20 protein-coding genes and 1 riboswitch are annotated in these 22783 nt (G+C 43.1%); of the genes, 5 read left to right on the top strand and 15 right to left on the bottom strand.

From position 1 onward, the window contains the following. The first annotated feature begins 67 nt into the window (after positions 1-67). Entirely contained in the window at positions 68-1249 is a 1182-nt protein-coding gene (locus DD657_RS05605) for a porin (protein ID WP_287048929.1), read from the top strand. Positions 1250-1277: 28 nt separating this feature from the next. Here the strand turns inward: DD657_RS05605 and DD657_RS05600 are convergent, their stop codons facing one another. Beyond that, a complete protein-coding gene (locus tag DD657_RS05600) occupies positions 1278-2186 on the bottom strand; it encodes a PLP-dependent cysteine synthase family protein (protein ID WP_021988495.1) in 909 nt (302 codons plus the stop codon). 396 nt (positions 2187-2582) lie between these two features. On the opposite strand from DD657_RS05600, the gene thiD reads away from it, so the two are divergent. Both thiD and DD657_RS05590 read left to right on the top strand, forming a co-directional pair. Continuing rightward, a complete protein-coding gene (thiD, locus tag DD657_RS05595; RefSeq protein ID WP_068689839.1) occupies positions 2583-3395 on the top strand; it encodes a bifunctional hydroxymethylpyrimidine kinase/phosphomethylpyrimidine kinase in 813 nt (270 codons plus the stop codon). After that, positions 3392-3997 (top strand): thiamine phosphate synthase, encoded by a 606-nt coding sequence (locus DD657_RS05590; RefSeq protein ID WP_068689841.1) that lies wholly within the window; start codon positions 3392-3394, stop codon positions 3995-3997. Before thiD ends, DD657_RS05590 begins: the two co-directional genes overlap by 4 nt. 67 nt (positions 3998-4064) lie before the next feature. On the opposite strand, the gene DD657_RS05585 is transcribed toward DD657_RS05590, so the two are convergent. From DD657_RS05585 to DD657_RS05565, 5 genes are all read right to left on the bottom strand, one after another. Next, positions 4065-4838 carry a sulfide-dependent adenosine diphosphate thiazole synthase gene (locus DD657_RS05585; RefSeq protein ID WP_021988492.1) on the bottom strand — a complete coding sequence of 258 codons (774 nt, stop codon included), beginning with the start codon at positions 4836-4838 and terminating at the stop codon, positions 4065-4067. Positions 4839-4847: 9 nt separating this feature from the next. After that, positions 4848-6596, bottom strand: coding sequence for a phosphomethylpyrimidine synthase ThiC (gene thiC / locus DD657_RS05580; protein WP_287048924.1), 1749 nt, complete (start codon positions 6594-6596; stop codon positions 4848-4850). Positions 6597-6609: 13 nt separating this feature from the next. After that, a complete protein-coding gene (locus DD657_RS05575; protein ID WP_021988490.1) occupies positions 6610-7230 on the bottom strand; it encodes a thiamine phosphate synthase in 621 nt (206 codons plus the stop codon). A gap of 58 nt (positions 7231-7288) precedes the next feature. Continuing rightward, a riboswitch (TPP riboswitch) is annotated at positions 7289-7385 on the bottom strand. Between the two features lie 223 nt (positions 7386-7608). Then, positions 7609-8091, bottom strand: coding sequence for a GNAT family N-acetyltransferase (locus DD657_RS05570; RefSeq protein ID WP_021988487.1), 483 nt, complete (start codon positions 8089-8091; stop codon positions 7609-7611). Then, positions 8088-9890 carry a hypothetical protein gene (locus tag DD657_RS05565; protein WP_287048921.1) on the bottom strand — a complete coding sequence of 601 codons (1803 nt, stop codon included), beginning with the start codon at positions 9888-9890 and terminating at the stop codon, positions 8088-8090. The genes DD657_RS05570 and DD657_RS05565 overlap by 4 nt, the downstream gene beginning before the upstream one ends. A 577-nt stretch (positions 9891-10467) precedes the next feature. Here DD657_RS05565 and DD657_RS05560 point away from each other — a divergent pair. Beyond that, complete coding sequence (locus tag DD657_RS05560; protein WP_068689849.1) at positions 10468-13107, top strand: glycoside hydrolase family 2 protein; 2640 nt, start codon at positions 10468-10470, stop codon at positions 13105-13107. A gap of 88 nt (positions 13108-13195) precedes the next feature. Here DD657_RS05560 and DD657_RS05555 read toward each other — a convergent pair whose 3' ends face one another. The 3 genes from DD657_RS05555 to DD657_RS05545 form a co-directional block, all read right to left on the bottom strand. Then, the gene (locus tag DD657_RS05555; RefSeq protein ID WP_287048919.1) at positions 13196-14626 is read right to left on the bottom strand and encodes a DUF8451 domain-containing protein; all 1431 of its coding nucleotides are present in this window, start codon (positions 14624-14626) and stop codon (positions 13196-13198) included. 228 nt (positions 14627-14854) lie between these two features. Further along, on the bottom strand, positions 14855-15472 hold the full coding sequence (locus tag DD657_RS05550) for a hypothetical protein (RefSeq protein WP_118774499.1): 618 nt from the start codon (positions 15470-15472) through the stop codon (positions 14855-14857). Between the two features lie 2 nt (positions 15473-15474). Continuing rightward, positions 15475-16857 (bottom strand): hypothetical protein, encoded by a 1383-nt coding sequence (locus DD657_RS05545; protein ID WP_287048916.1) that lies wholly within the window; start codon positions 16855-16857, stop codon positions 15475-15477. A gap of 454 nt (positions 16858-17311) precedes the next feature. Here DD657_RS05545 and DD657_RS05540 point away from each other — a divergent pair, with 454 nt between their 5' ends. Next, positions 17312-18460 (top strand): BPL-N domain-containing protein, encoded by a 1149-nt coding sequence (locus DD657_RS05540; protein WP_287048914.1) that lies wholly within the window; start codon positions 17312-17314, stop codon positions 18458-18460. A gap of 106 nt (positions 18461-18566) precedes the next feature. Here the strand turns inward: DD657_RS05540 and DD657_RS05535 are convergent, their stop codons facing one another. From DD657_RS05535 to DD657_RS05510, 6 genes are read right to left on the bottom strand one after another with little or no spacing between them, the layout of a single operon-like run. After that, a complete protein-coding gene (locus DD657_RS05535; RefSeq protein ID WP_021988480.1) occupies positions 18567-19703 on the bottom strand; it encodes a DegT/DnrJ/EryC1/StrS family aminotransferase in 1137 nt (378 codons plus the stop codon). A gap of 44 nt (positions 19704-19747) precedes the next feature. Continuing rightward, positions 19748-20416 (bottom strand): LbetaH domain-containing protein, encoded by a 669-nt coding sequence (locus DD657_RS05530; protein WP_118774304.1) that lies wholly within the window; start codon positions 20414-20416, stop codon positions 19748-19750. Positions 20417-20424: 8 nt separating this feature from the next. Beyond that, positions 20425-21057, bottom strand: a complete 633-nt coding sequence (locus DD657_RS05525) for an MBL fold metallo-hydrolase (RefSeq protein WP_287048913.1) — start codon at positions 21055-21057, stop codon at positions 20425-20427. Next, positions 21057-21806: an SDR family NAD(P)-dependent oxidoreductase gene (locus DD657_RS05520; protein WP_273133589.1), complete on the bottom strand. Its 750-nt coding sequence runs from the start codon at positions 21804-21806 to the stop codon at positions 21057-21059. The genes DD657_RS05525 and DD657_RS05520 overlap by 1 nt, the downstream gene beginning before the upstream one ends. A 2-nt stretch (positions 21807-21808) precedes the next feature. After that, entirely contained in the window at positions 21809-22570 is a 762-nt protein-coding gene (locus DD657_RS05515; RefSeq protein ID WP_118774306.1) for an SDR family NAD(P)-dependent oxidoreductase, read from the bottom strand. Then, on the bottom strand, positions 22570-22776 hold the full coding sequence (locus DD657_RS05510; RefSeq protein ID WP_110688699.1) for a phosphopantetheine-binding protein: 207 nt from the start codon (positions 22774-22776) through the stop codon (positions 22570-22572). The genes DD657_RS05515 and DD657_RS05510 overlap by 1 nt, the downstream gene beginning before the upstream one ends. Between the last annotated feature and the right edge of the window lie 7 nt (positions 22777-22783).

The following is a 22783-nucleotide window of genomic DNA, read 5'->3' as shown; positions in this document are numbered from 1 at the left end:
ATAACGGATATCTCCCTGTTTTTACTATTTTTGCCGGCTGTATAAGAAACCGACAGCTTAATAAAATATGAAGACATTTTCAATCCTATATCTTTTTATCGGTACAATCATTGTTTCGCCCGTGATGGCTAATTTTCAAACAGCACAAGATACTCTGCACCCCGAAAAAAGCTTGTATGAAACGATTACGCACATCCGGAAGCAAAATGATTTTTTAAACGTAAAACTCAACACCCGTATGGCCTTTCATTCTGCCATTTCAGGAGGAGATCGGGAGCAATCGGCCTTCCGCATGGATTATCTGCGTCTGGAAGTAACCGGCAATGTCACCGAACGCATTTACTACAAATGGATGCAGCACCTGAACCGAAGCAACAAACCTAATAGTCTGGACAATATGCCTTCCTCCATCGATTGCCTGGGTGTCGGCTTTCATATCACACCTACCCTATCGGCTTTTGCCGGAAAACAATATGCCGATTTCGGAGGATTCGAATACGATGCCGATCCGGCAGAGGTATATTCCTATTCTGACATAGGTGATTATATCACCTGTTTTCTGGTCGGTATCAATCTGTCCTGGTGGTTTACTCCTACTCAGGAAATCAGGTTTCAAATCACAGATGCCCGTTCGGACAAAGCAGAGGAAAATGACGAAATACAGCCCGAAGGCTACAAAACCGCCAAAACTCCATTGGGATACACCATAAATTGGAACGGGAATTTTTTGGATGAAAGACTGACTACCCGCTGTTCTTTTTCCTTATTCCACGAAGGCCGGAAACAAAATATATACTTTCTGGCATTAGCTGCCGCCTGGGAACAGGAGAATTTCAATATGTACATCGACGGTTTATACTCTGTCGAAGAAATCGACAAACTGGGAATCTTATCCGAAATATCCGGTAATGCCGAACAACCGTACAGAGCGACACACAGTGATTATTTCTCATTGGTGAGCCGGCTCAATTACCGTATTTTCCCCAAACTGAATATTTTTGTCAAAGGATCGTACGAAACCGTTTCAGCCCGTTCCGGAACCAATCTGCCAGAACAGGGCAAATACCGTACTTCTTACGGTTACCAGGGGGGAATCGAATATTTCCCCATGAAAGAAAATCTCCGTTTTTACCTTCTCTACCGGGGACGGCAAATCGATTATACCGACCGGGCTATGACGTTCGGTATGAAAAACGAACATCCGCAATACCTGTCTTTGGGATTACTCTATAAAATTCCCATTTACTGATCTATCTATTCAGTTCTGAAATACCCGATCAGTAATCCGCCAGATTAGCAAACATCGGGGTACTGAGGTATTTTTCCGCCCGGTCCGGAAATACGACGACGATATTTCCGGATCCGATCTGTTCTGCCGTACGTAATGCAGCGAGCATAGCCGCACCACTGCTCATTCCTGCAAAAATACCTTCTTTGGCTATTATCTCCCGGGCCATCGCTATCGCTTCCTCGCTTTCGATCATCACCTGTATATCGATACGGGAAGGATCATAGATAGCCGGTACAATGGCCTCCTCCATATTTTTAAGTCCCTGAATATAATGTCCTTTGATCGGATGGGCACAAACCACCTTCAGTTCCGGCTTACAACGTTTCAAAAATTTCGAAAGTCCCATAATCGTACCCGAAGTCCCTAAAGCACATACCAAATAATCGATTTCTCCTTCTGTCTGCTGCCAGATTTCTATGGCAGTATTCTCATAATGCGCCTGATAATTGGCCGCATTGGAAAACTGGTCCGGCATAAAATATTTTTCCGGAGCGGCTGCCACCAATTGACGGGCCTTACGAATAGCTCCGTCAGTTCCTTCTGCTGCCGGAGTAAGAGTTACTTTACCTCCATAAGAACGGATAATTTTCCGGCGTTCTACTGAAACACCTTCACTCATCACAATTTCCACAGGATAACCTTTGATAATACCGATAATAGCCAGTCCTATTCCCGTATTGCCGGAAGTCGGCTCGATAATCGTCTTTCCTTTCGTCAAACGCCCTTCCCGTTCAGCCTGTTCGATCATTTGCAAGGCAATACGGTCTTTTATACTTCCTGTCGGATTAAACCCTTCCAATTTGGCATAGATATTTACCCGGGGATTGGGGCATAATGAATTGATTCTTACCATCGGGGTATTCCCGATAGTATCCAAGATGTTGTTTTTTATCATTGTATAGTTTAGTTAGTATCGCACTGCCGGCAAAGATAAGAGTAATTTCCAAAATCCGTTTTCAGCTAACTGATAAACCACAGGCTTTAATTGCAAATTTACAATTCCGGATTGAATAAATCCAATAACAAACCGGTCTGTCAAGTAATTTTAAATTTACAGTTAAAACATACAACCTGAAGTAAAATATACTGATTCCGGTTATAATTTCCACGAAACTATGGCATATTGTAAGCAAAGTAAGCTATTATTCTTTAAAGTAAGACAGAATCTAAAACCGTTAATCTAAAATCTACAATTAAAATGTACCTTTGTCAATATAAATACCCCAAATCACAGACATCTCCATTCAGGAAGAATAAAGACTTGAAAGAATAAATCAACGGATTCCGTAATATGAATACGCCTCCTATCATACTATCCATTGCCGGTTCCGATCCGTCAGGCGGCGCCGGAATACAGGCCGACATCAAAACAATATCCGCCTTAGGCGGATATGCTACCACAACCATTACAGCCATTACAGTACAAAATACCCAAGGCGTCAGGACTGTAGAATATCTGAAACCTGTACTTGTCAGACAACAGACAGAAGCCGTACTAAGCGACATGAAACCCGCAGCAATCAAAATCGGTATAACGGGAACTGCCGGTATTGTCCAGGCAGTTGCCACCGTTCTCCGACATTACCCTTGCCGCAATGTCATACTCGATCCTGTAATGGTATCTACCAGTGGCCGAACCTTAACCCAACCCGACGCCATCGAAGCCGTTTGTCATGAGTTGTTTCCGCTTTGCTGCCTGGTAACTCCGAATCTGGACGAAGTTTCTCTGCTATTAGACACTCCGGTACGCACTGTTTCTGAAATGAAAACCGCAGCAACAACCCTTTATAACCGTTATGGTTGTGCTTTTCTGGTCAAAGGAGGTCATCTGGAAGGAAACGATACGACGGATGTACTTTACGACGGCACATTACACGTATTCACCAGTCCACGCATCGACACCTCCAATCTCCACGGTACGGGATGTACCCTCTCATCGGCAATCGCCACTTTGTTGGGATACGGCTACACATTGTCCGAAGCTGTCCGGCAGGCCAAAAGATACACAGACAATGCCATTGCTGCTGCCCGTGACTTACACCTCGGCGCGGGAAACGGTCCGCTATGGCATTTCCCGGATACACTAAACAGTAAATGCTTATGAACTTACGCCTGATCATCCTGACAACACCGGATTTCCTGCCTCAGGAAGCAACCGCACTGACAGCCATACTCGATAAGGGCTTCCGTCTTCACCTACGTAAACCGGGATGCAGTGAAAAAGAGCTGGCAGCCCTGATCGAGGAGCTACCGGCCTCACATCGTGCCGGCATCGTTTTACACGATCATTTTACCCTTCAGCAACGGTACGGACTGGCAGGAATACATCTCAACAAGCGTAACCCGGACATACCGGACGGTTATAACGGTTCGATAAGCCGTTCCTGCCATTCACTGGAAGAAATTACCGAATACAAAAAACAAACCGATTACCTCTTTCTCAGTCCTATTTTCAACAGTATTTCCAAACAAGGGTATCGGTCGGAATTTTCAATGGAGCAACTCCGGACTGCTGCCCGCAAAGGCATTATAGATACCAAAATCATTGCACTGGGAGGGATAACGGCCGACAATCTTACGACGGTCCGGACATTGGGATTCGGCGGAGCAGCTCTTTTGGGTGATGTCTGGAACCGTTATCGCTCTCCCGACGACACCGAAGCCTTTCTGCAGCATCTGGATAAGCTGATTCAAACCGTCTCTTAAACAGGCAACAACTCCGTCCCGCCCATTTGGCAGAACAGGGTTGTTGTTTTTCTTGTGTTGAAAATCGTTATTTCTTAAAGCGAGCAATAATCTCATCAGCAACCTTCTTACCCGACATCAGCATACCGCCGAAAATCGGCCCCATACGCGGAGTACCTGACACAGCCGAAGCCGCCATACCGCAAACATAAAGACCGGGATAAATTTCCTTCGTACCGTTTACAACTTCCTCTTCACCTGCAGTTACATCCAGGGAACGTTCACCGATAACACCTCCGGTCTCTGTTGCCAGCTTGATACCGTTTTTACGGGCAACCGTAGAAGCTATTTCACTATCATGTCCCGTACCGTCGATAACGGTTTTAGCCAAAATATTCAACGGATCGACATGCAATCCTTCACGCAAAACAGGCGTCCAGTTTACAACAACCCCACTTACTTTGTTATTCTTAAAAATCACATCTTCAACCGAATAGCAGTTAAAAATCGTAGCCCCGGCATGCACGGCATGATAAAGTAATGAAGAAGTACTTTCAACCGAATCCATAACATAAAGTCCGTCTCCGCATGATTCGTAACGGATTTCAAAATCGCGTACAACCGGCATTGCCTCCTCCTGAATAACAATCTGGTTAAACATCATAGCACCGCCCCACATACCTCCTCCCGGAGCAAGTTTACGGTCGAACTGAGCTACCTTCAAACCGGCCTTGGCCAGATAATAGGCAGCTACGATACCCGACGGCCCTCCGCCGACAATGGCAACATCCAAATCAAGATTTCTCTGTAATTTGTCAAAATAGGTACTTACGATTCCCTGTGATACTCTTGTTTCAATCATCTTTTCAGCTTATTTTATACATGGATTATTATCTACTCCGACAGTCGATTCTGTCTCGGTTTCAGCCGTATATTCACAATCACGCAATTGCCGGCTGATACGCATCGCACAAAAATGAGGTCCGCACATTGTACAGTATTTTCCATTCAGATGGTTGGCTTCACGGTAGTACTGCAAAGCACGCTCCGGATCAAGACTTAAATTAAACTGATCTTTCCACCGAAACTCATAACGAGCCTTACTCAATGCATTATCACGTACATCGGCCCCGGGATGGCCCTTGGCCAAATCTGCCGCATGGGCTGCAATCTTATATGTCACGACTCCCACGCGCACATCCTCCTTCTGAGGCAATGCAAGATGCTCCTTCGGAGTTACATAGCAAAGCATTGCCGTACCGTACCAGCCGATCTGAGCCGCGCCAATGGCGCTCGTTATATGATCATATCCCGGAGCAATATCGGTCACTAACGGTCCGAGGGTATAAAACGGAGCACCATGACATTTCTCAATCTGCCTCTCCATATTCTCCCGTATTTTATGCATCGGCACATGTCCCGGTCCCTCTATAAATGCTTGTACATTCTTTGCCCAAGCCCGTTGCACCAACTCGCCCATCGTATCCAACTCAGCAAACTGAGCCTTGTCGTTGGCGTCGTAAATCGATCCCGGACGTAACCCATCTCCCAGAGACAAAGCCACATCGTATTGTGCACAAATATCACAGATATCATCGAAATGCTCATATAAAAAACTTTCTTTCCGATGCGCCAGACACCATTGGGAAATAATACTACCGCCACGGCTTACCATACCACACAGGCGACTATTGGCGTAACGGATATTTTTCAAACGAATTCCGCAATGGATCGTAAAGTAATCAACCCCCTGTTCACACTGCTCAATCAACGTATCGCGAAACAATTCCCAGGTCAGTTCTTCAGCCTTTCCTCCTACCTTTTCCATTGCCTGATACATCGGCACAGTTCCTACAGGTACCGGGCAGTTACGGATAATCCATTCGCGGGTTTCATGAATATTCCGGCCCGTCGACAAATCCATCAGGGTATCTCCACCCCATTTACAGCTCCAGATCGCCTTCTCGACTTCCTCCTCGATCGTAGACGTCGTTGCCGAATTACCGATATTGGTGTTGATCTTGACAAGAAATTTCGAACCGATAATCATCGGTTCGGCTTCGGGATGATTAATATTGGCCGGCAATACCGCACGACCGGCCGCAATTTCCTGTCGAACAAACTCCGCTGTTATGTATGAGTCGATACCCAACTCCCGGCAATTCATATTCTCACGGATAGCCACATACTCCATTTCAGGCGTAACAATACCCTGCCTGGCATAATACATCTGGGATATCTCCCGCCCTTCTATTGCCCGGTAAGGCAATTGAATATGTTCGAAACGAAGATGATCCAGACTCCTGTCAGCCAGCCTGGCCTTACCGTATTCGGAACTGATCTCCGGCAGACGCTCCACATCGCGCTGCCGGATCCATTCTTCACGCAAACGAGGCAATCCCTTTTTTAAATCAATATCCGTTTCCGGATCGCTATATGCTCCGCTGGTATCATATATATAGACCGGAGTATTTTCGGTCATCACCTGTTCGCCATCCACCACAGTTACCGTCGGGGTCAGCTTTACACGCCGCATGCCGACCCGTAGCTCAGGAAACAAGTTACCGGGCATGTAAATTTTCTCCGAATCGGGATACGTAATTTTAATTTGATCTTTCATAATTATCCGGAATTTATTTTGTCAATTCAATGATTTTTTTCATTTCCGCTACCGGATCGGCTGCACGCAATACACTACCACTTAGAGCAATTCCATTTAATCCGACAGCTTTTAAGGGCGGGATATCTTCGGTTGTAATACCGCCAATTCCGACAATCGGTAATCCGATGCCAACCTCATGCATCCGGCCTAAAATAACTCGATATCCCTCCAATCCGAGCACGGGAGCTAACTTTTGCTTGGTTGTCGTAAACCGAAAAGGGCCACAACCGATATAATCGGCACCGTCCATCGCATGTCGCCGTATGTCTTCAAACGTATTAGCTGTCCCGCCGATACGGAATGCAGTTCCCAAAAACCGCCGGGCTTCCCCCACCGGCATATCCTGCTTACCGAGATGCACCCCGTCGGCTCCAATCTTTTTCACCAATTTCACCCGGTCGTCGATAATAAAAACTGCTCCGTAATCAGAACACAGAGCCTGCGCCTGTCGGGCAACAACTTCTGCTTCCTCCTCCGTCGCCTCTTTCATGCGCAACTGTATCCAGCGGCAACCTCCTTCCAGCGCAATCCGCACAGAATCAAGATAAGTAATCGTATCGGTAAAATGAGTAATAAATTGTACGTCGAACATAAACTCTCTTAAATATGTTATCTATGGAAAGAGAGTGTGCCGCGCACGTTCAGAGAAGTCGGATACTCAAAAAAACTCCCTACGACGGTACTAACCGTATCAGGTTCATCGGGTATAATCTCAGCCTCATGAAAGAGGCACCCCCTTTTTCCGGAAACAAATTAAAACAGAATATTCAAGAAAACAAAGCAATTCCGGACTTTAATTATAAACTTTAAATAGAGAATAAGTCGTGAAGAATCTTTAAGTTATTCTAACTTACTATTTCAGATCAAACATATTATTCTTTTCAGGGAAAATTCGTAAATCCCAAATTTTACATGCAGATAATTTCAGAGCAATAACAGTTCGGGCAGATCGTTCCGGTAACAGGTACAATCACAATTTCATTCGAAAGATATCGGAGACTTGTGCAAAACCGTGTTTTTGAAAAAAATGATGAGCCGAATGGTTATTAACGCCCGATTCCAGATAACAGTTGCGGATCCCGCGTTCCCGGAAATTCTCTACAGCTTTTTCCAGCAACTGCTCCCCGATACGTTTTCCCCGGGCATCCGGAGCAACAGCCATATCGAAAATTACACCATAAGGTTCTGCCCCGTCTTCCATAACACCGAATATGATAAATCCGGTCAAAATACCGTTGTCTTCATACAACAACACGGTATTGGAGGGATCCGCTGTCTGCCTGTCTAGGTATTGCAGCCATTTTTGCTTATAATCGGCAGCCAATATACCGGGATCCGTTGCAATCCCCATCTGAAGTTCCCCGTGAGATATATAGTCCTTATGCTCTTCGAGCACAATTGCAAAAAAATCACACAATGTCGTTCTGTCTTCAAATTTATAATTCCGGATCATTTCACATCAGATTTATGTTTTCTCAATTTTCCACTCGTATCCCCCACTATCATTTTTATGCAGGATATCAGCCCCGCAGCCACAACAGAGGCAATAACCACCGATACGACTATAATCGGTAAACGCCCGATCTTAGCATACCATTCGGATAACAACAAAATTGTATTCTGTTGCAAAACTATAATAAAAACCGATGTCAGATACACGAATAGCATAATATATCCGGGCTCGTTCAAACGCAATATTTTAGCTATATATTTCACGGCTGTTTTCAATAAAACGACAAACCCGAATATAACACCCAAAACCGTCAGCAAAACCAAAACCGTAGCTGTTTGCTTACCCAATTCCTGAGATAAATCCGTTAATAAAGGCACTTCATCCCCTTGCAATATAACAGAAAACAAAGAAGCTACGGATATAAATAACAATATGTATTTCGTACTATTGGCCTGACTGATTTCCAACATATTACTGACATTATTCAAGGACTTATCCACTTGCTTGATCGTCATATTCAACTGTTTCTCATCTTCCTCGATTTTCAGATTCCGGGCTGTCTGATGATACATGTATTTATGCGACATGTAGCGCAAATACCGCACCGAATCGAGTTTTAGAACGATATTCGACAATTCCACACTCAAACGGGCATTTTCTTTGATCATATCGTGCACATTGTCCTGATGCTGGAAATCTTTTTCCATAGCCCGGTGGGAATTATAAATATACTTATTCAGCACATAATTGATCGTTTGTTTTTTCGCCAGCAAAATTTCAACCAACACGAGATATTCCGGCCAACTGACGTGATAACACTCCCTTCTGCCCAGATGTTCTTTCCAATTTGTCGCAGCACAGTTCCCACGCTTCCCATAAGTACCGATCACCACACATACATTCTCATTGACAAGCACGAGGTCGTCCGTATCAATCGCAATATTTTTTCCGCATATATCTCCAAAACTTTTTTCCATCCGGTAAGGCCATTCTTCCGGATACAAAGTCATTAATCCCACCAATTCCGAACGATGAAATTTCTCAATATGCTGGATAATATCGTCTTCCTTCATCCTGTCGAACATAACCGTTCCCTGATGCCCGACCGTTTCCCAAATATCAATATAGATATAATTATGGTCCGGATAATAAAATTCTTTCTCAGGTGTCCTGTCAAAGTATTTACGGTAACGTCTCTGCACTTCTTCAAATGAAATTCCCGGCTCATAAACGTCCTTTTCCCGATATCTGCCGCCGGCATCCAAATGCAGTCCCGTAATCTTTACTTTCTTCAAGGCTCCGTCGATCTCCTGCCGGCATTTTTCCTTATTATAAATCCAGTGTTCGACGCGTTGCACAATACCGGCCACCACAATCAACTGATCTGTATTAAAGGGTTCGCTGATCCGGCAAAACTTTTGCTTCTCCCGTTCTCTTTCTTCCCTATCCTCCTCCGGCAACACGGCATTCTCGTCCCCCTCCCCCGGAGGAACCACAATACGGTAAGACAATTGCATCGTTCTATCGAAGAAAACAGCAACCAAAACCTGTACATGCCCTTCCAATACAGCAACATTGGGCTCATCAATCTGAATCCTAATACTGAAACCTTCGAGTTCGTACCTGTCGATAATCCTTTCCTGATGAGTAAACAACTGATCGTCGATATCCCCGGATCTTTTATCCCGGAAAAGTTCTTTTTCAGAAATATCGATGTAACGGGAAGTAAAAGTCTGCATCAAAACGATAGAAAAATTCTTATACAACAACCCCGATTTACACTGATCTTCATTCTTCATAACTTCACTTTTTACAAATATACATAAGATTCCGATTCCCCAATGTTTCTTAAAGAAATATAATACATCACAAATCGGCTGTCTCATTCTCGTAATCATATATCAATCAAGCCAGTACCCGATCCTATAAAATTATTTTCACTCATTTCTTTCCTGAAAAATATATTGAATGACAAGGATACGCCAAATAAAATACCAGCAAAAATATCCGGAACAAAGACGTCTTCTTCAGGCATACCTTACAAAACCATATATCCGATAAAGATCCGACTGCTCTTTTTTTGGCATATTGAAATCAGAAGTATTATATTTACCGAAATTTCGCCTGCTATGCGAACCGGTAAAAATGATACATCCTGATATTAACTTTAGGATAAAGGCGAAATAAATACGAAATTCAGAAAGTCGTCCGGATCTATATCTGTCAATTTCCAATTATCAATCCGCCTGATTTTGGAAAGCGGAAAAGAATAAACGACTCTTTCATTAACATTTAAAATAAAACGATATTCAAGATGTTCGTTCATTAATAAAGCATGATCATCCTGTTTGCTAAATAAATTATATCTCTGTCTCTATGAAAAAATATATTATTTTGATCGGAATTCTATGGGGAATTGCTTGTCAATCCTTTGCCGACAACCAAAGCTCCTGGTCGACTGCCGGATTTTACGAACTGAAAAATTCCGGACGGAAAGTATATAATATGAATGTGGCATGGCGTTTCCGGAAAGGAGATATACCCGACGCCTGGCAAACGAACTACCCGGATTCTTTGTGGGAGGTAGTAAATATTCCCCACGGTTTGGAATACTTACCCGAAAAAGCCAGCGGATGTGTCAACTACCAGGGTATCGCCTGGTACCGGAAACATTTCTCTTTTCCTGCAGAACTAAAAGGCAAAAAGATATTTCTGTATTTCGAAGGTATTATGGGAAAATCAAAAATCTGGGTAAACGGGCGGCTACTGTCCGAACATTTCGGAGGATACCTACCTGTGGCAGTAGATATTTCAGAGATCGTAAAACCGGGAGAAGACAATATAGTCGCCGTATGTACAGACAATAGCAACGATCCGGCATATCCTCCCGGCAAGCCGCAGGAAACCCTGGATTTCTCCTATTTCGGAGGCATATACCGCGATTGTTACCTGATTACTCACAATCACATATTCATCACTGACCCGAATTATGAAAACGAAACGGCAGGCGGGGGAATTTTTGTCGGTTACGACCGGGTATCGGAACAAAGTGCAGAAGTATTACTGAAATTGCAGGTAAAAAATGTTACAGAGAAAACATTTCAGGGAAAAATCAACTATATCCTGGAAGATACAGTCGGCAGAAAAGTAGCCGGACTGACTCAAAAATTACACATTAAAGCCGGGCAAACTGCAGAACGCAACGGAAAAATGGAGGTTCGTGTTCCCAGTTTATGGTCCCCGGAGCATCCGAATTTATATTGGCTGATAGTGACTGTAAAAGATGCAGCAGGCAAAACGATAGACGGATATAAACAACGTATCGGAATCCGGAGTATTGAATTCCGGGGAAAAGACGGATTCTGGCTGAACGGCAAACCTTATCCGTTTCCACTGATCGGAGCCAACCGACATCAGGATTTTGCCGTTGTAGGTAATGCACTGCCTAATAGTATGCATTGGAGAGATGCCAAAAAATTACGGGAAGCCGGACTGAAAGTAATCCGAAATGCTCATTATCCACAGGATCCCGCTTTTATGGATGCCTGCGACGAATTAGGACTTTTCGTAATCGTAAATACGCCGGGTTGGCAATTCTGGAACAACGATCCTGTTTTCGGCGAAAGGGTATATGCAGATATCCGGAATATGGTGAGACGCGACCGGAATCATCCTTCAGTGTGGCTGTGGGAGCCTATTCTGAATGAAACCTGGTATCCCGCAGATTTTGCAGAAAAAGTACGGCACATCGTAGAAGAAGAATATCCTTACCCAGGCTGCTACTGCGCTTGTGACGAAACAGCACGCGGGAAAGAGTATTACGCCATCCGTTATACCCATCCGGCAACCGGCGACGCCGGTTGGGAATCCCGGGAAAGTAACGATACAGTTACTTATTTTACCCGGGAATGGGGCGACAATGTGGACGACTGGAATTCACATAACTCTCCGAGCCGGGTAGACCGGAGCTGGGGAGAAAAACCGATGCTGATACAGGCGAACCACTATGCCTCCCCCTCGTATAAATACACCTGCTACGAAACATTGTACCAAACCGGCCGCCAGCATGCCGGCGGTTGCCTTTGGCACTCCTTCGACCACCAGCGGGGATATCATCCCGACCCTTTCTACGGAGGATTGATGGATGTATTCCGCCAGCCCAAATATGCCTATTACATGTTTATGGCTCAACGGGAAAAAACGGAACCGATGATATATATCGCCCACGAAATGACACCTTTTTCTCCCTCCGATGTAACGGTCTATTCCAATTGTGACGAGGTGCGCCTGACTTTTTGTAAAGACGGAGAGACCCGGATTTATCATAAGGAAAAGCGCAATACGGGAATGCCCTCTCCGATTGTTATTTTCCGGGATATATATGATTTTATGCACGACAAAGAATTAAGCAGAGCCGGAAAGCAAGAAGAGGTATACCTATTGGCCGAGGGACTGATCGACGGAAAAGTAGTGGCCCGAGAGATCAAAAGACCAGCCCGGCGACCGGCTAAAATTATAATGTGGGTAGATGATAACGGGAAAAAACTGACTGCCGACGGTTCGGATTTTGTCACCGTAGTGGCTGCTATCGCCGATCAGCAGGGAAACATCAAACGCCTGAATAAAGATGAAATCCGATTCACAGTGAAAGGTCCCGCAAGCATTGTCGGTGAAGAATCAGGATTTGTAAATCCGAAACCTATCGAATGGGGAACTGCTCCCGTACTGATACGTTCCGGATTACAACCGGGTAAAATTACCGTGCATGCAGAGGTCTTGCTGAAAGGCTCACAGATGCCAGTAGCCGGAGAAGTAACTTTTGAGAGTGTGGCTCCCGGTTTTCAAATGCTTTATGACCCGCAGGAAGCTGAAAAATTGAATACCCGGAATATGGAAAAAAACGGAGATAAAACAACAAACTTTGAATTGAAAAAGGAAATTCAGAAACTGCAACAGGAATTGAATTCCATCCGCCTGAAAGAGGTCGAAAGACAACAAGGGGAATTCGAAAAATAAGAATATACAAAGCAAAAATATAATCATCTGTAAGGGTTGTAATATTCCCTCTCAAAAGAATATTACAACCCTGATTTTATTTATCAGGCTATTTCAACCTCCGGACAATTTTCCAATATCCTTTTTTCGTAGCGCCCATACGTTTTAATATCCCTTTTTTCCTTAACTGCAATAAATTCCATTCTATTCCCCGGACAGACAACCCGATTGCTTCCGATAATTCCAATCGCGTTATAAATGGTTTATTATTAATTAATTGCAATATTTTCAATCCGGTTTCTCCCACAGTTTCTCCCACAGTTTCTCCCACAGTTTCTCCCACAGTTTCTCCCACAATAAAATCCAAATCATCCTCCATGCCAACCAAGGGGATTTTTACGGTAAATAAATCCTCCTCCCGGAACAAAGCCCGTTCACATCCCGAATACATCTTAATATACTGAAACACCTTTCTCACCCCCGTCCCTAATTCTTCGGCCCTTCCAATTTGTGTGAATATATTCGCTATATTAGGGTTTTTAGGAAATGCTTCGTAATTTCCCGGATACAATTCACCGAATACATGCGGTTTATTGGCATTTTTCAATACTACCCCATTATCATAGATAATCAGTGAAGCCGGATAAGCATTCAGATACTCCCGGTGAATCAAAAAATTAACAATTACTTCCCGGAAAATAATATCGCGTAAAGAAATCCGCTGATCTCTTTCCAGCCAAAACGGGTCCGGCAAATGCTTGGCAATAAACTGCATCAATAAAGGATAGGCATCGATCAGATTACAACGAATATTTACCCGGTCATCGTAACGCTCTTTATCTTTTCTGCGTAACAAAGCATCGATTTTATAATGCGGTACCACATCCCGTATAGCCTCCTCCTGCCCGAACAACAGCAATGCAGCCAAAGTAAATCCTTCCCTACCGGTCAGCATATCCCGGCGGTATAATCCGGATATCCGGTAGAATTCTTCATCGGATAATGTATTCCATGGCTGATCGGGGCGTTGTACTTCCATCATCTGACGAACACGGGCCACAATCCCGGGTACAAAATCCGCTTCCCTTACATAAGGATACACCATACCCTCCGAATAATAAGCACTTTTCCGGCTATACATATTCCGGATCTGATCATCACTCCGTACTTCATAATCCCCGTCCACACTCCGGTCAAAAATCTTCCCGGCACATCGATGTACCTGTGAAGAAACAGGAACATAAACCGATATCAGTTTTTTCCTTCTGAAATCAATAACCGCAGGTTCCAACAGAAAAGTCGGATTTAATTTCTGCGGATTATTCGACAAATTCGAAATTTCCTTGCAGAACTTTTCTACCATTCCGGCCTTTATCCCTTCTACTTTCCCGGAATCGGTTACACCCAACAATATGATGCCCCCATTCCGGTTTAAAAATGCACAAACCGTCTCGAACAAATTATCCGGAACCTTAGACTCCGCCCGCTTAAACTCGGCACTAATTCCCTCTCCTTTTTGTAAAACAGATTGAATATCCATGACTATAATTTATTTCATTTTTCAATTTAAGCATTTTTTACAAAAGTTCAAAAACCGGCACTCAGCCTTTAGGCTCCTTTCCCTCATCCCCCTACTTCCAAATACTAAAACAGAAAGGACCGTATCCTATAAGATACAGTCCTCTCAACTACCACCAGCCCTAACTAACTGAACACGTTGTTCCTAAACTTTTAAATTACTCTTCTTTTTCTTGTTATGATCCTTGGATTAGTCTGTTTTACCACCGACTGAGACAATACTAAAACGCCCCTCTTCCAACTGTATATAAATTTCTTTATTTTCGCTCAACAGTTTTCCTTCATTCTCCTGCATAGAATAAATTTTAGCTTCCTGTAACACAATCTCTTTCTGCGGACTGAAATAGGAAAAGCTTTTTATATTTCCAATGTATTTATAATTATTCTTATAGTCATAAATCTCAACATTCTGACCCTTCTTACACAATAAATTCACATAATGATCCCATAATTTTACATGCAACAAACCGGCACAATTCAAGCGGATCCTACGCATCAAATGGCCGATTATAAATGCTTCAATAATTCCCGCCCCCGATGCTTTAAACATCGTACCGACTGAAATATCGGCAAATTTATAATTGAACATAATCCAAATGTTCAAATACTTACCAAAAGGAATATCATAAATAAACGCCGCTATCACTTCTACAATCCCATAGGCTAAAATAGCCCATATCGCACTGTAAAATATAAATTTATACAATTTATCTATTGCATATCCCGCCACATATCTGTACACTGTAAATGCAACCATTCCAGGGATCAGGAAAAGGATTGCCATCCATAATATATCCGTTACTACCATATTTATCTGTTATATAAACAACGATCCCGTTCAGCTATCAGGCTATCTACAGGCGTTTCTTCTTTTTTATCTTCACTGATATACACCCTATAGCCGATTTTATTTTTCAATTCTTTTTCCCATGGTCCGGACACAATTTTTCCCTTTTTTACCGGGAGTTTCATCACCTTATCTCTTTCAAACCGGTAATAATGATCTTCCAGATTTCCATATACCGTTTTGTAAAAATAACACCAGACAGACACACTGTCTTTATAAGGACCGTCCGGCAATACATTCATCTCATTTCCCTTTACTCTGTTCTCGTATTGCGGATTGTGAATGTAAAAGTTCCCTTCTTCGTCTTTTCTCAAAATTCCCAAAGCGACATAATACTTATACATTTGCTGCAAATAGGGTATCCTAACCGTATCCTGCTCCATCAATCCGTTATTATGCAAGCATTCGCTTATATTGTCTATACAAACATTATTTCTGTATATTATTTTGTTTATCCACCATTTCCAACTATATTTCTTTCTTTTATTTAGCCATACTTCCTCGACAATTACTAACGGATCATGCGGAATATTTATCATCACATCCTGAATGATCAGACTGTCTCTCATTTCCTGATCCAATAATTCATTATACTCACTATCGCTTATAGCCCCTATCCAATAACACCCTTTATTTTGTCCTTCTGGTTTGTCCGCCACTAATTCGTTGATCATGTTACTTTTAGAATCCCACAATACAGTAGGAAGAGTATTCGTACAATTTTCCAACAAATAAACTTCAGGCGTAATATGAGTCGATCCGGATCCCTCCTTGACGTTTAAAATATATTTCGTCTGGGCGAATTCTTTGGGGGTCGAAGGAAAAGTCCCGTTTTTATGTGTAATAAACCGCAATAAATAATAGGGCCTTTCTGCCTTTTTATATCCGATTACTTTTAATGTACAGGAATCACAACCATTCTGCACCTTCAAACTATCACATGGCACTTTTCCTTTAGCCAAACACATCCACGTATAAGAATTTACAGAAAATACAACTTTCTTACCATCAATTTTATTTCCCCAAAATGCTTCTTTCCAGCAATCCAGGTAATCCAAATCTTTTCTTTTTACAACCGCAGCTTTTAGCCAAATTTTATTTATTCCCCAATTCCACCATCCAGATTTTTTATTATACTCTTCCTGGCGTTTCTTTTGTAAATCCACAGGAGTATAGGTAGCATAAGGTCCGTGATAAATATAAACGGTCGACGGAAAAAAGAAATACCAGGATACAAGACCTACGGCCAAAATTAATACAATTATTAACATTTTCCACCAAGGCATCACACGCTTTTTCCATATACATTTTTCCTTGCCTGTATTTCGACGATCTATATATATCATAATAATAAACCGAATTTATTGTACATTTCCGACCTGACAATACCGTTTTATACAAAAACAAATACAATTGTATTACACACATGATAAAAATATAAAATAAATTTTATTAAACAAATGTTTTTATATATAAAAAATGAAATATCTTTTTATTTTTATTCAATTACTATAAAATAATCAGAAACGACAGTATCTATAAAACGATCAAAAAATTACCAGATTGTAAACTCCATGTTATACATACAATTACACAAAAACACAATATCCGGAGCGGATCTCACTTACTGAAGTGTATCCGGAATATAAAAACACTATCCGGGCGGTAATTATAAGGCAATACAATTTTTAAATCCTTATCCGGATAAAAAAACAAAACCGGAATAAAATTATCTGCAGTCGAATCTACAAGCCAAATAAATTTTATTACTTTCAGGCAAAATATAAACTTCTACTATCCATGAAAAACATTTACATCCTTAGCTTGATCTGGCTGACATTATGTTTACAATGTGCTTCCCCGACAGATAAAAAAAGTACCGACAAAAAAACGGTTCCGGCAATTACAGTCGGTGTATTCGACGGACATGGAGGCGCGCAAACCTGTATCTGGGAAACCCTAGCAGCCTTACGGCTCGATCCCGGCATACAGGCCCGGACAATTACATCCGCCGAAATCGCGGAAGGAATACTTGATTCTCTCGACGCCATCGTTATTCCGGGAGGCAGTGGCAGCCGTCAATACCTGAACCTGGGTAGTGAAAACCAGAAACGCATCAGAGACTTTATTGCCGACGGACACGGCGCTGTCGGTATATGCGCCGGAGCTTATCTTTTCTCGAATACTCCCGGATATGCCTGTATGGCCTTGAACGGAGCACAGGCCATTGACATTGAACATGACAACCGCGGACACGGTCTGTCTAAATTCACCCTGAACGAAGAAGGGAAAAAAATATTCCCGGAATTATCTTCCCGCGACACTTGTTATGTCATTTATTATGAAGGTCCCGTTTTTATACCGAGTGCCCCGGACAGCATTCGGTATACGCTTCTGGCCACCATGCAAAGTGATGTTCATGAAGAAGGGAATGCTCCGGCCGGTATGACCAACGGCAAACCTTTCTTCATTGCCAACCAATACGGCAAAGGGCGTGTATTCAGCTCCATTGCTCATCCGGAAGCCACTCCCGGTATGATGTGGATGATTCCCCGCATGATCCGTTGGACTCTCGGTAAACCCCTTATTTCCTATAAAGAAAACACGGTGCAACCCGCACTGCCCCAACGCGAACTGTTGATGACAACATCCGGTCTTCAACAGGAATCCGAATGTTTTCAGACATTTTTACACGGTACAGGCAAAGCCAAAATCGATGCTCTCGACTGGCTGGAAAACCACCATTCCTGGGATGCCAAACGCTGGATACAGGGTCTGCTCTATGATAGCGCACCGGAAGTACGTATCCGTGCTGCCGCTTACATCGCCGACACCCATTATCTGCACTTTTTACCCGATATTCAGGCTGCCCTACACAATGAAAAAGACCCGCAAACCCGGGCCGAATTACAAAAACAAGTGGATAAACTGAAAGCTTTATTACCTTAATTTCCAATAAAATAAATTTCCCCGGCAGAATCTTTCATTTAGTGGTGATACAAAAAAAGCACGTAGCTCTGAAACTACGTGCTTTTTTATCCGATATATAATACAATTATCTTACCAATCCGCGTATCACGCCGGCAACCCGCCTGATGTCTTCATCCGTCAGCGTCGGTCCGGAAGGCAGGCAAAGACCTATATCGAACAGATGCTCAGAAGTGCCGTTTCCATAAAACGGAGCTTCGGCAAATACGGGTTGCAAATGCATCGGTTTCCACAAGGGTCGGCTCTCGATATTATCCGCATCCAGCGCCAGACGGATATTTTCCCGGGTACATCCCGCCACAAGCGGGTCGACGGTAATGCAAGTCAGCCAGAAATTCGAATCGAAATCCGAGGAAGGATTCTGCAATACACTGATTCCGGGAATATCTTTCAGCAAAGAAGTATATAAAGCATGGATTGCCCTTCTGCGAGCCACATGTTCTTCCAATACAAACATCTGGCCCCGGCCGATTCCCGCACAAATATTACTCATCCGGTAATTATAACCGATATGTGAATGCTGGTAATGCGGAGCCGCATCCCGTGCCTGAGTCGCATAAAATTTCACTTGCCCGGCTTCCTCTTCCGAACGACAAACCAAGGCTCCCCCACCGGAAGTAGTTATCATTTTATTTCCATTGAACGACAAGGCAGCCAATTCACCGAAAGTACCGCATTTCCGTCCCTTAAACTCCGATCCCAAAGCTTCTGCAGCATCTTCTAACACCGGTATTCCGTATCGCCCGGCAATCTCACAAATCCGGTCCAACCGGGCTGGCATTCCGTATAAATGTACCGGTATAATCGCTTTGGGTAATTTGCCGGTTTTGCGCAACCGGTCTTTTATTGCTTCTTCCAACAACACCGGATCCATATTCCAGGTCGAAGCCTCGCTATCCACAAATACAGGTTTAGCCCCCTGATACATAATCGGATTAGCAGAAGCGGAAAAGGTAAAACTCTGGCAAATCACCTCATCTCCGACTCCGGCTCCCAACAAGATCAATCCCAAATGCAAGGCAGCCGTCCCCGCACTCAACGCCACCACATGCTTATCTTCCCGTAAATACGCTGCCAACGCTTTTTCAAAAGCATCCACATTCGGTCCCAGCGGAACCACCCAATTCGTATCGAACGCTTCCCGTATAAACTCCTGCTCCCTTCCCCCCATATGGGCCAAAGAGAGCCAAATTCTTGATTTCATATTATAAACGATTAAATCCCTAACAGACAAAAAAACGGACAATATTACAACTCTTTGGGAACTGCTATAACCCTCTCCTTATAACGATAAAAAACCGTCGCATCATCATCCACATTCTTATCTACAATCATACCAGCCTGTACCACATTCCGGTTACCGACAGAGATTTCAGGCAATGTAGTCGCTCTGATACCAAAATAATTGTCGTCACCGATATGATTGTATCCGCATAACAAAGAGGTCGCAAAAAAATTATAATCACCGACGCTACAATCATGACTGATAATCGACTGTGAAGTCAGCAAATTAAAATCTCCCAACCTTACATTAGGCCCTATCATGGTGAAAGGATCAAGAATGTTCCCTTCTCCGATTATTGCCGTCTTAGCGACAATTGCCGTCGGATGAATCAAGGTCACAAATTTTCCGCCTTTTGCCTTTATCTCACCGACAATCTTTCTTTTCACCCTGTAGTTTCCCAAAGCCAAAACAAAATAATCTTCCTCTTCTATCTCATAGTCAAAAAAATTACCCAGATAAGGATTCCGGTATTTATATTCCTTCCAATGAGTCAATCCTGCCTCATCAGACGCAACATATCCTTTGATCGAAATTCCCGCCTTTTCTCCCCAATCGCTATCTTCCAATTGTGACGTAATTTCAGCCGCAACAGCTCCTGTCCCGAATATGACTATCTTTTTAATATCTTTCATAGTTCAATTTAAAATGCTTTATTCAAATCATAATTATCCAAGTCAAAGCCATCCCCGTGACCGGGATAAACATAAAAACCTTTCCCCTGCAATCCTTTTATCCGGTTTATGGTAACGACCAGCTTTTCTTTAGAACCGCAAAATAATTTCGTGACTGTCCGGAGATCTTTTAAAAGGGTATCACCGGTAAATAAGCCATTTCCTATTTCAAAACAAATCCCGGCATTTGTATGGCCTTCTGCAATAAAAAAGGTGATATCCCACCCATTCCAATTCCAGCTAAACCCTAAATCTTCGACACAGATATCCGCCGCAGAAACCTGAAAAGCTTTTTGATTATAAAACAAAGAATGATTTCTTTTAGCATCCTGTATCGCCTCAGAACATACAGCCGAGCAGATAATTTTCGAACGATATTTTTCAATTAGATAATTACATCCCCAAACATGATCGAAGTGCTCGTGAGTCAACAGAATATATTTCGGATACAAATTCAAATCCTTTAACTGCTGTTCAAGCTCGTCCGGGTATTCGCTTCCCGGATCTACAACCAAACAATCGTTATTGATTTCCCGGTCATAAAGTAAAAAACAGTTTGAAGAAACCGGTTTATTGACTATCCGAACAATTTTTAGCGCCATCAACCGGTAATATTAATCGTTCGTCCGCCATCCACTGTAAACTGCTGTCCCGTTATCCATCCGGCCTTATCAGATAACAAAAAGTTCACCGCTTCATAAATATCACCGACTTCTCCCAATCCTAAAGGATATCCAGCAGCCATACGGTCGATCAATTCCTGATCCTGATACATATGTTCCGTCATTGCCGTACGTACTCCTCCGGGTAATACGGAATTTACCCGAACCCGTGGTGCCAGCTCCACGGCAAGCGAACGCATCAACGCATCGACAGCCCCTTTTGAGGCACCGTAAACTGAAAATGCTTTAGCACCGAAGTTGCTGATATTACTGGAAATCAAAACCACACTTTTTAATGCTGCATCATTAATTTTCCGGTTCATCAGGGATTTGACCAACAGAGCCCCGGAAATTACATTCACATTAAAAGTATCCTGAAAAAGCCCGGCAGTAACCATTTTCAACGGATAAGTTTTCATAAAACCGGCACAATGTACAAAATAACTTACCCGAATCTGATGTGCTGACATAAAAGTGACAAAAGAGTTTTCCAATTCTTCTACCTTTGCCAAATCATACTGCCAGATCAATTGATCTGCCGGATTTGTACATAACTGCCGGGTTTCCTCCAAACGTTTGGTGTCGCGACCGTTCAAGATCACCCGGTAAACCGCAGAAAACCGCACAGCCATCTCCCGCCCCATCCCGGAAGAAGCACCGGTAATTAAAATACATGCTTTATTTTCCATACTTATTGAGCTGTAAAACCGCCGTCCACATTCATCACCGAACCCGTCACCCATTTCGCCATATCCGACAACAAATAGGCCACGGCATTGGCAATATCATCCGCATTTCCCAAACCGAGAGGATGCAGGCGGTTTAAGGTTTCAAGATAATTCTGATCGAAAGAATTTATATTTGCATCCATCATCGGGGTACGGATAAAACCGGGGGCGATACAATTAAACCGAATTTTCTTAGCAGCAAATTCCATCGCCAAAGCTTTGGTAATCCCGATTATAGCAGACTTGGTCATAGCATAGCCTACGTTGGCAGCCGAACCAACCACCCCATAAACAGAAGAGATCAAGACCACCGACCCGTTTTCTCCCGCATAAATTTTCCGGTTGGTAAAGAGTTTAGCCAGTTCAATCGCTGCGTAAGCATTCAGTTTATACACTTCCGTACATACCTTTTCACTTACCCCTTTCAAAGGAGTAATATAAGGTCGGCCAGCAATATGTGCAAATCCGTTTAAGGTTCCGAAACCGGCAACCGCTTCACTTATTTTTTGTTTCATCTCTTCCGTATCTGTCAGGTCGATAGCCAAAAGAGAGGTCCGGTCAGGACACAACTGTTGTGTAGCCTGTAAGCCCTCTGCATTCAAATCGACAAGTAAAAGTTCCGCACCCAGACGGGATAAAAGAATGCATGTCGCCTTACCTATCCCGGAAGCGGCACCGGTTATCAGATAACGCCGGCCACTCAAATTCAATGGATTGAATTCCATTACTTTAACAAAGCTAAAAGTCCACCGACCGTTTTGGCTTCATTTACATCCTTTGCCAAAAGTGTTTTCCCGTAATTTTCGGAAGCCCAGGCTATAATAGAAAGAACCGTTAAAGAATCCCAGCATTCAAAGTCTGCCAGAACTTCATTTTCTTTTATTTCGTCTACTTCCAATAATTCCGCCAATTCTTCTTTCATCTTTTCCATAACGCAT

It is taken from the genome of Culturomica sp. (assembly GCF_003524185.1).
Classification (GTDB): domain Bacteria; phylum Bacteroidota; class Bacteroidia; order Bacteroidales; family Marinifilaceae; genus Culturomica; species Culturomica massiliensis.
Note: the sequence above shows the minus strand (reverse complement) of the source record. Positions and strands in the feature narration are given on the sequence as shown.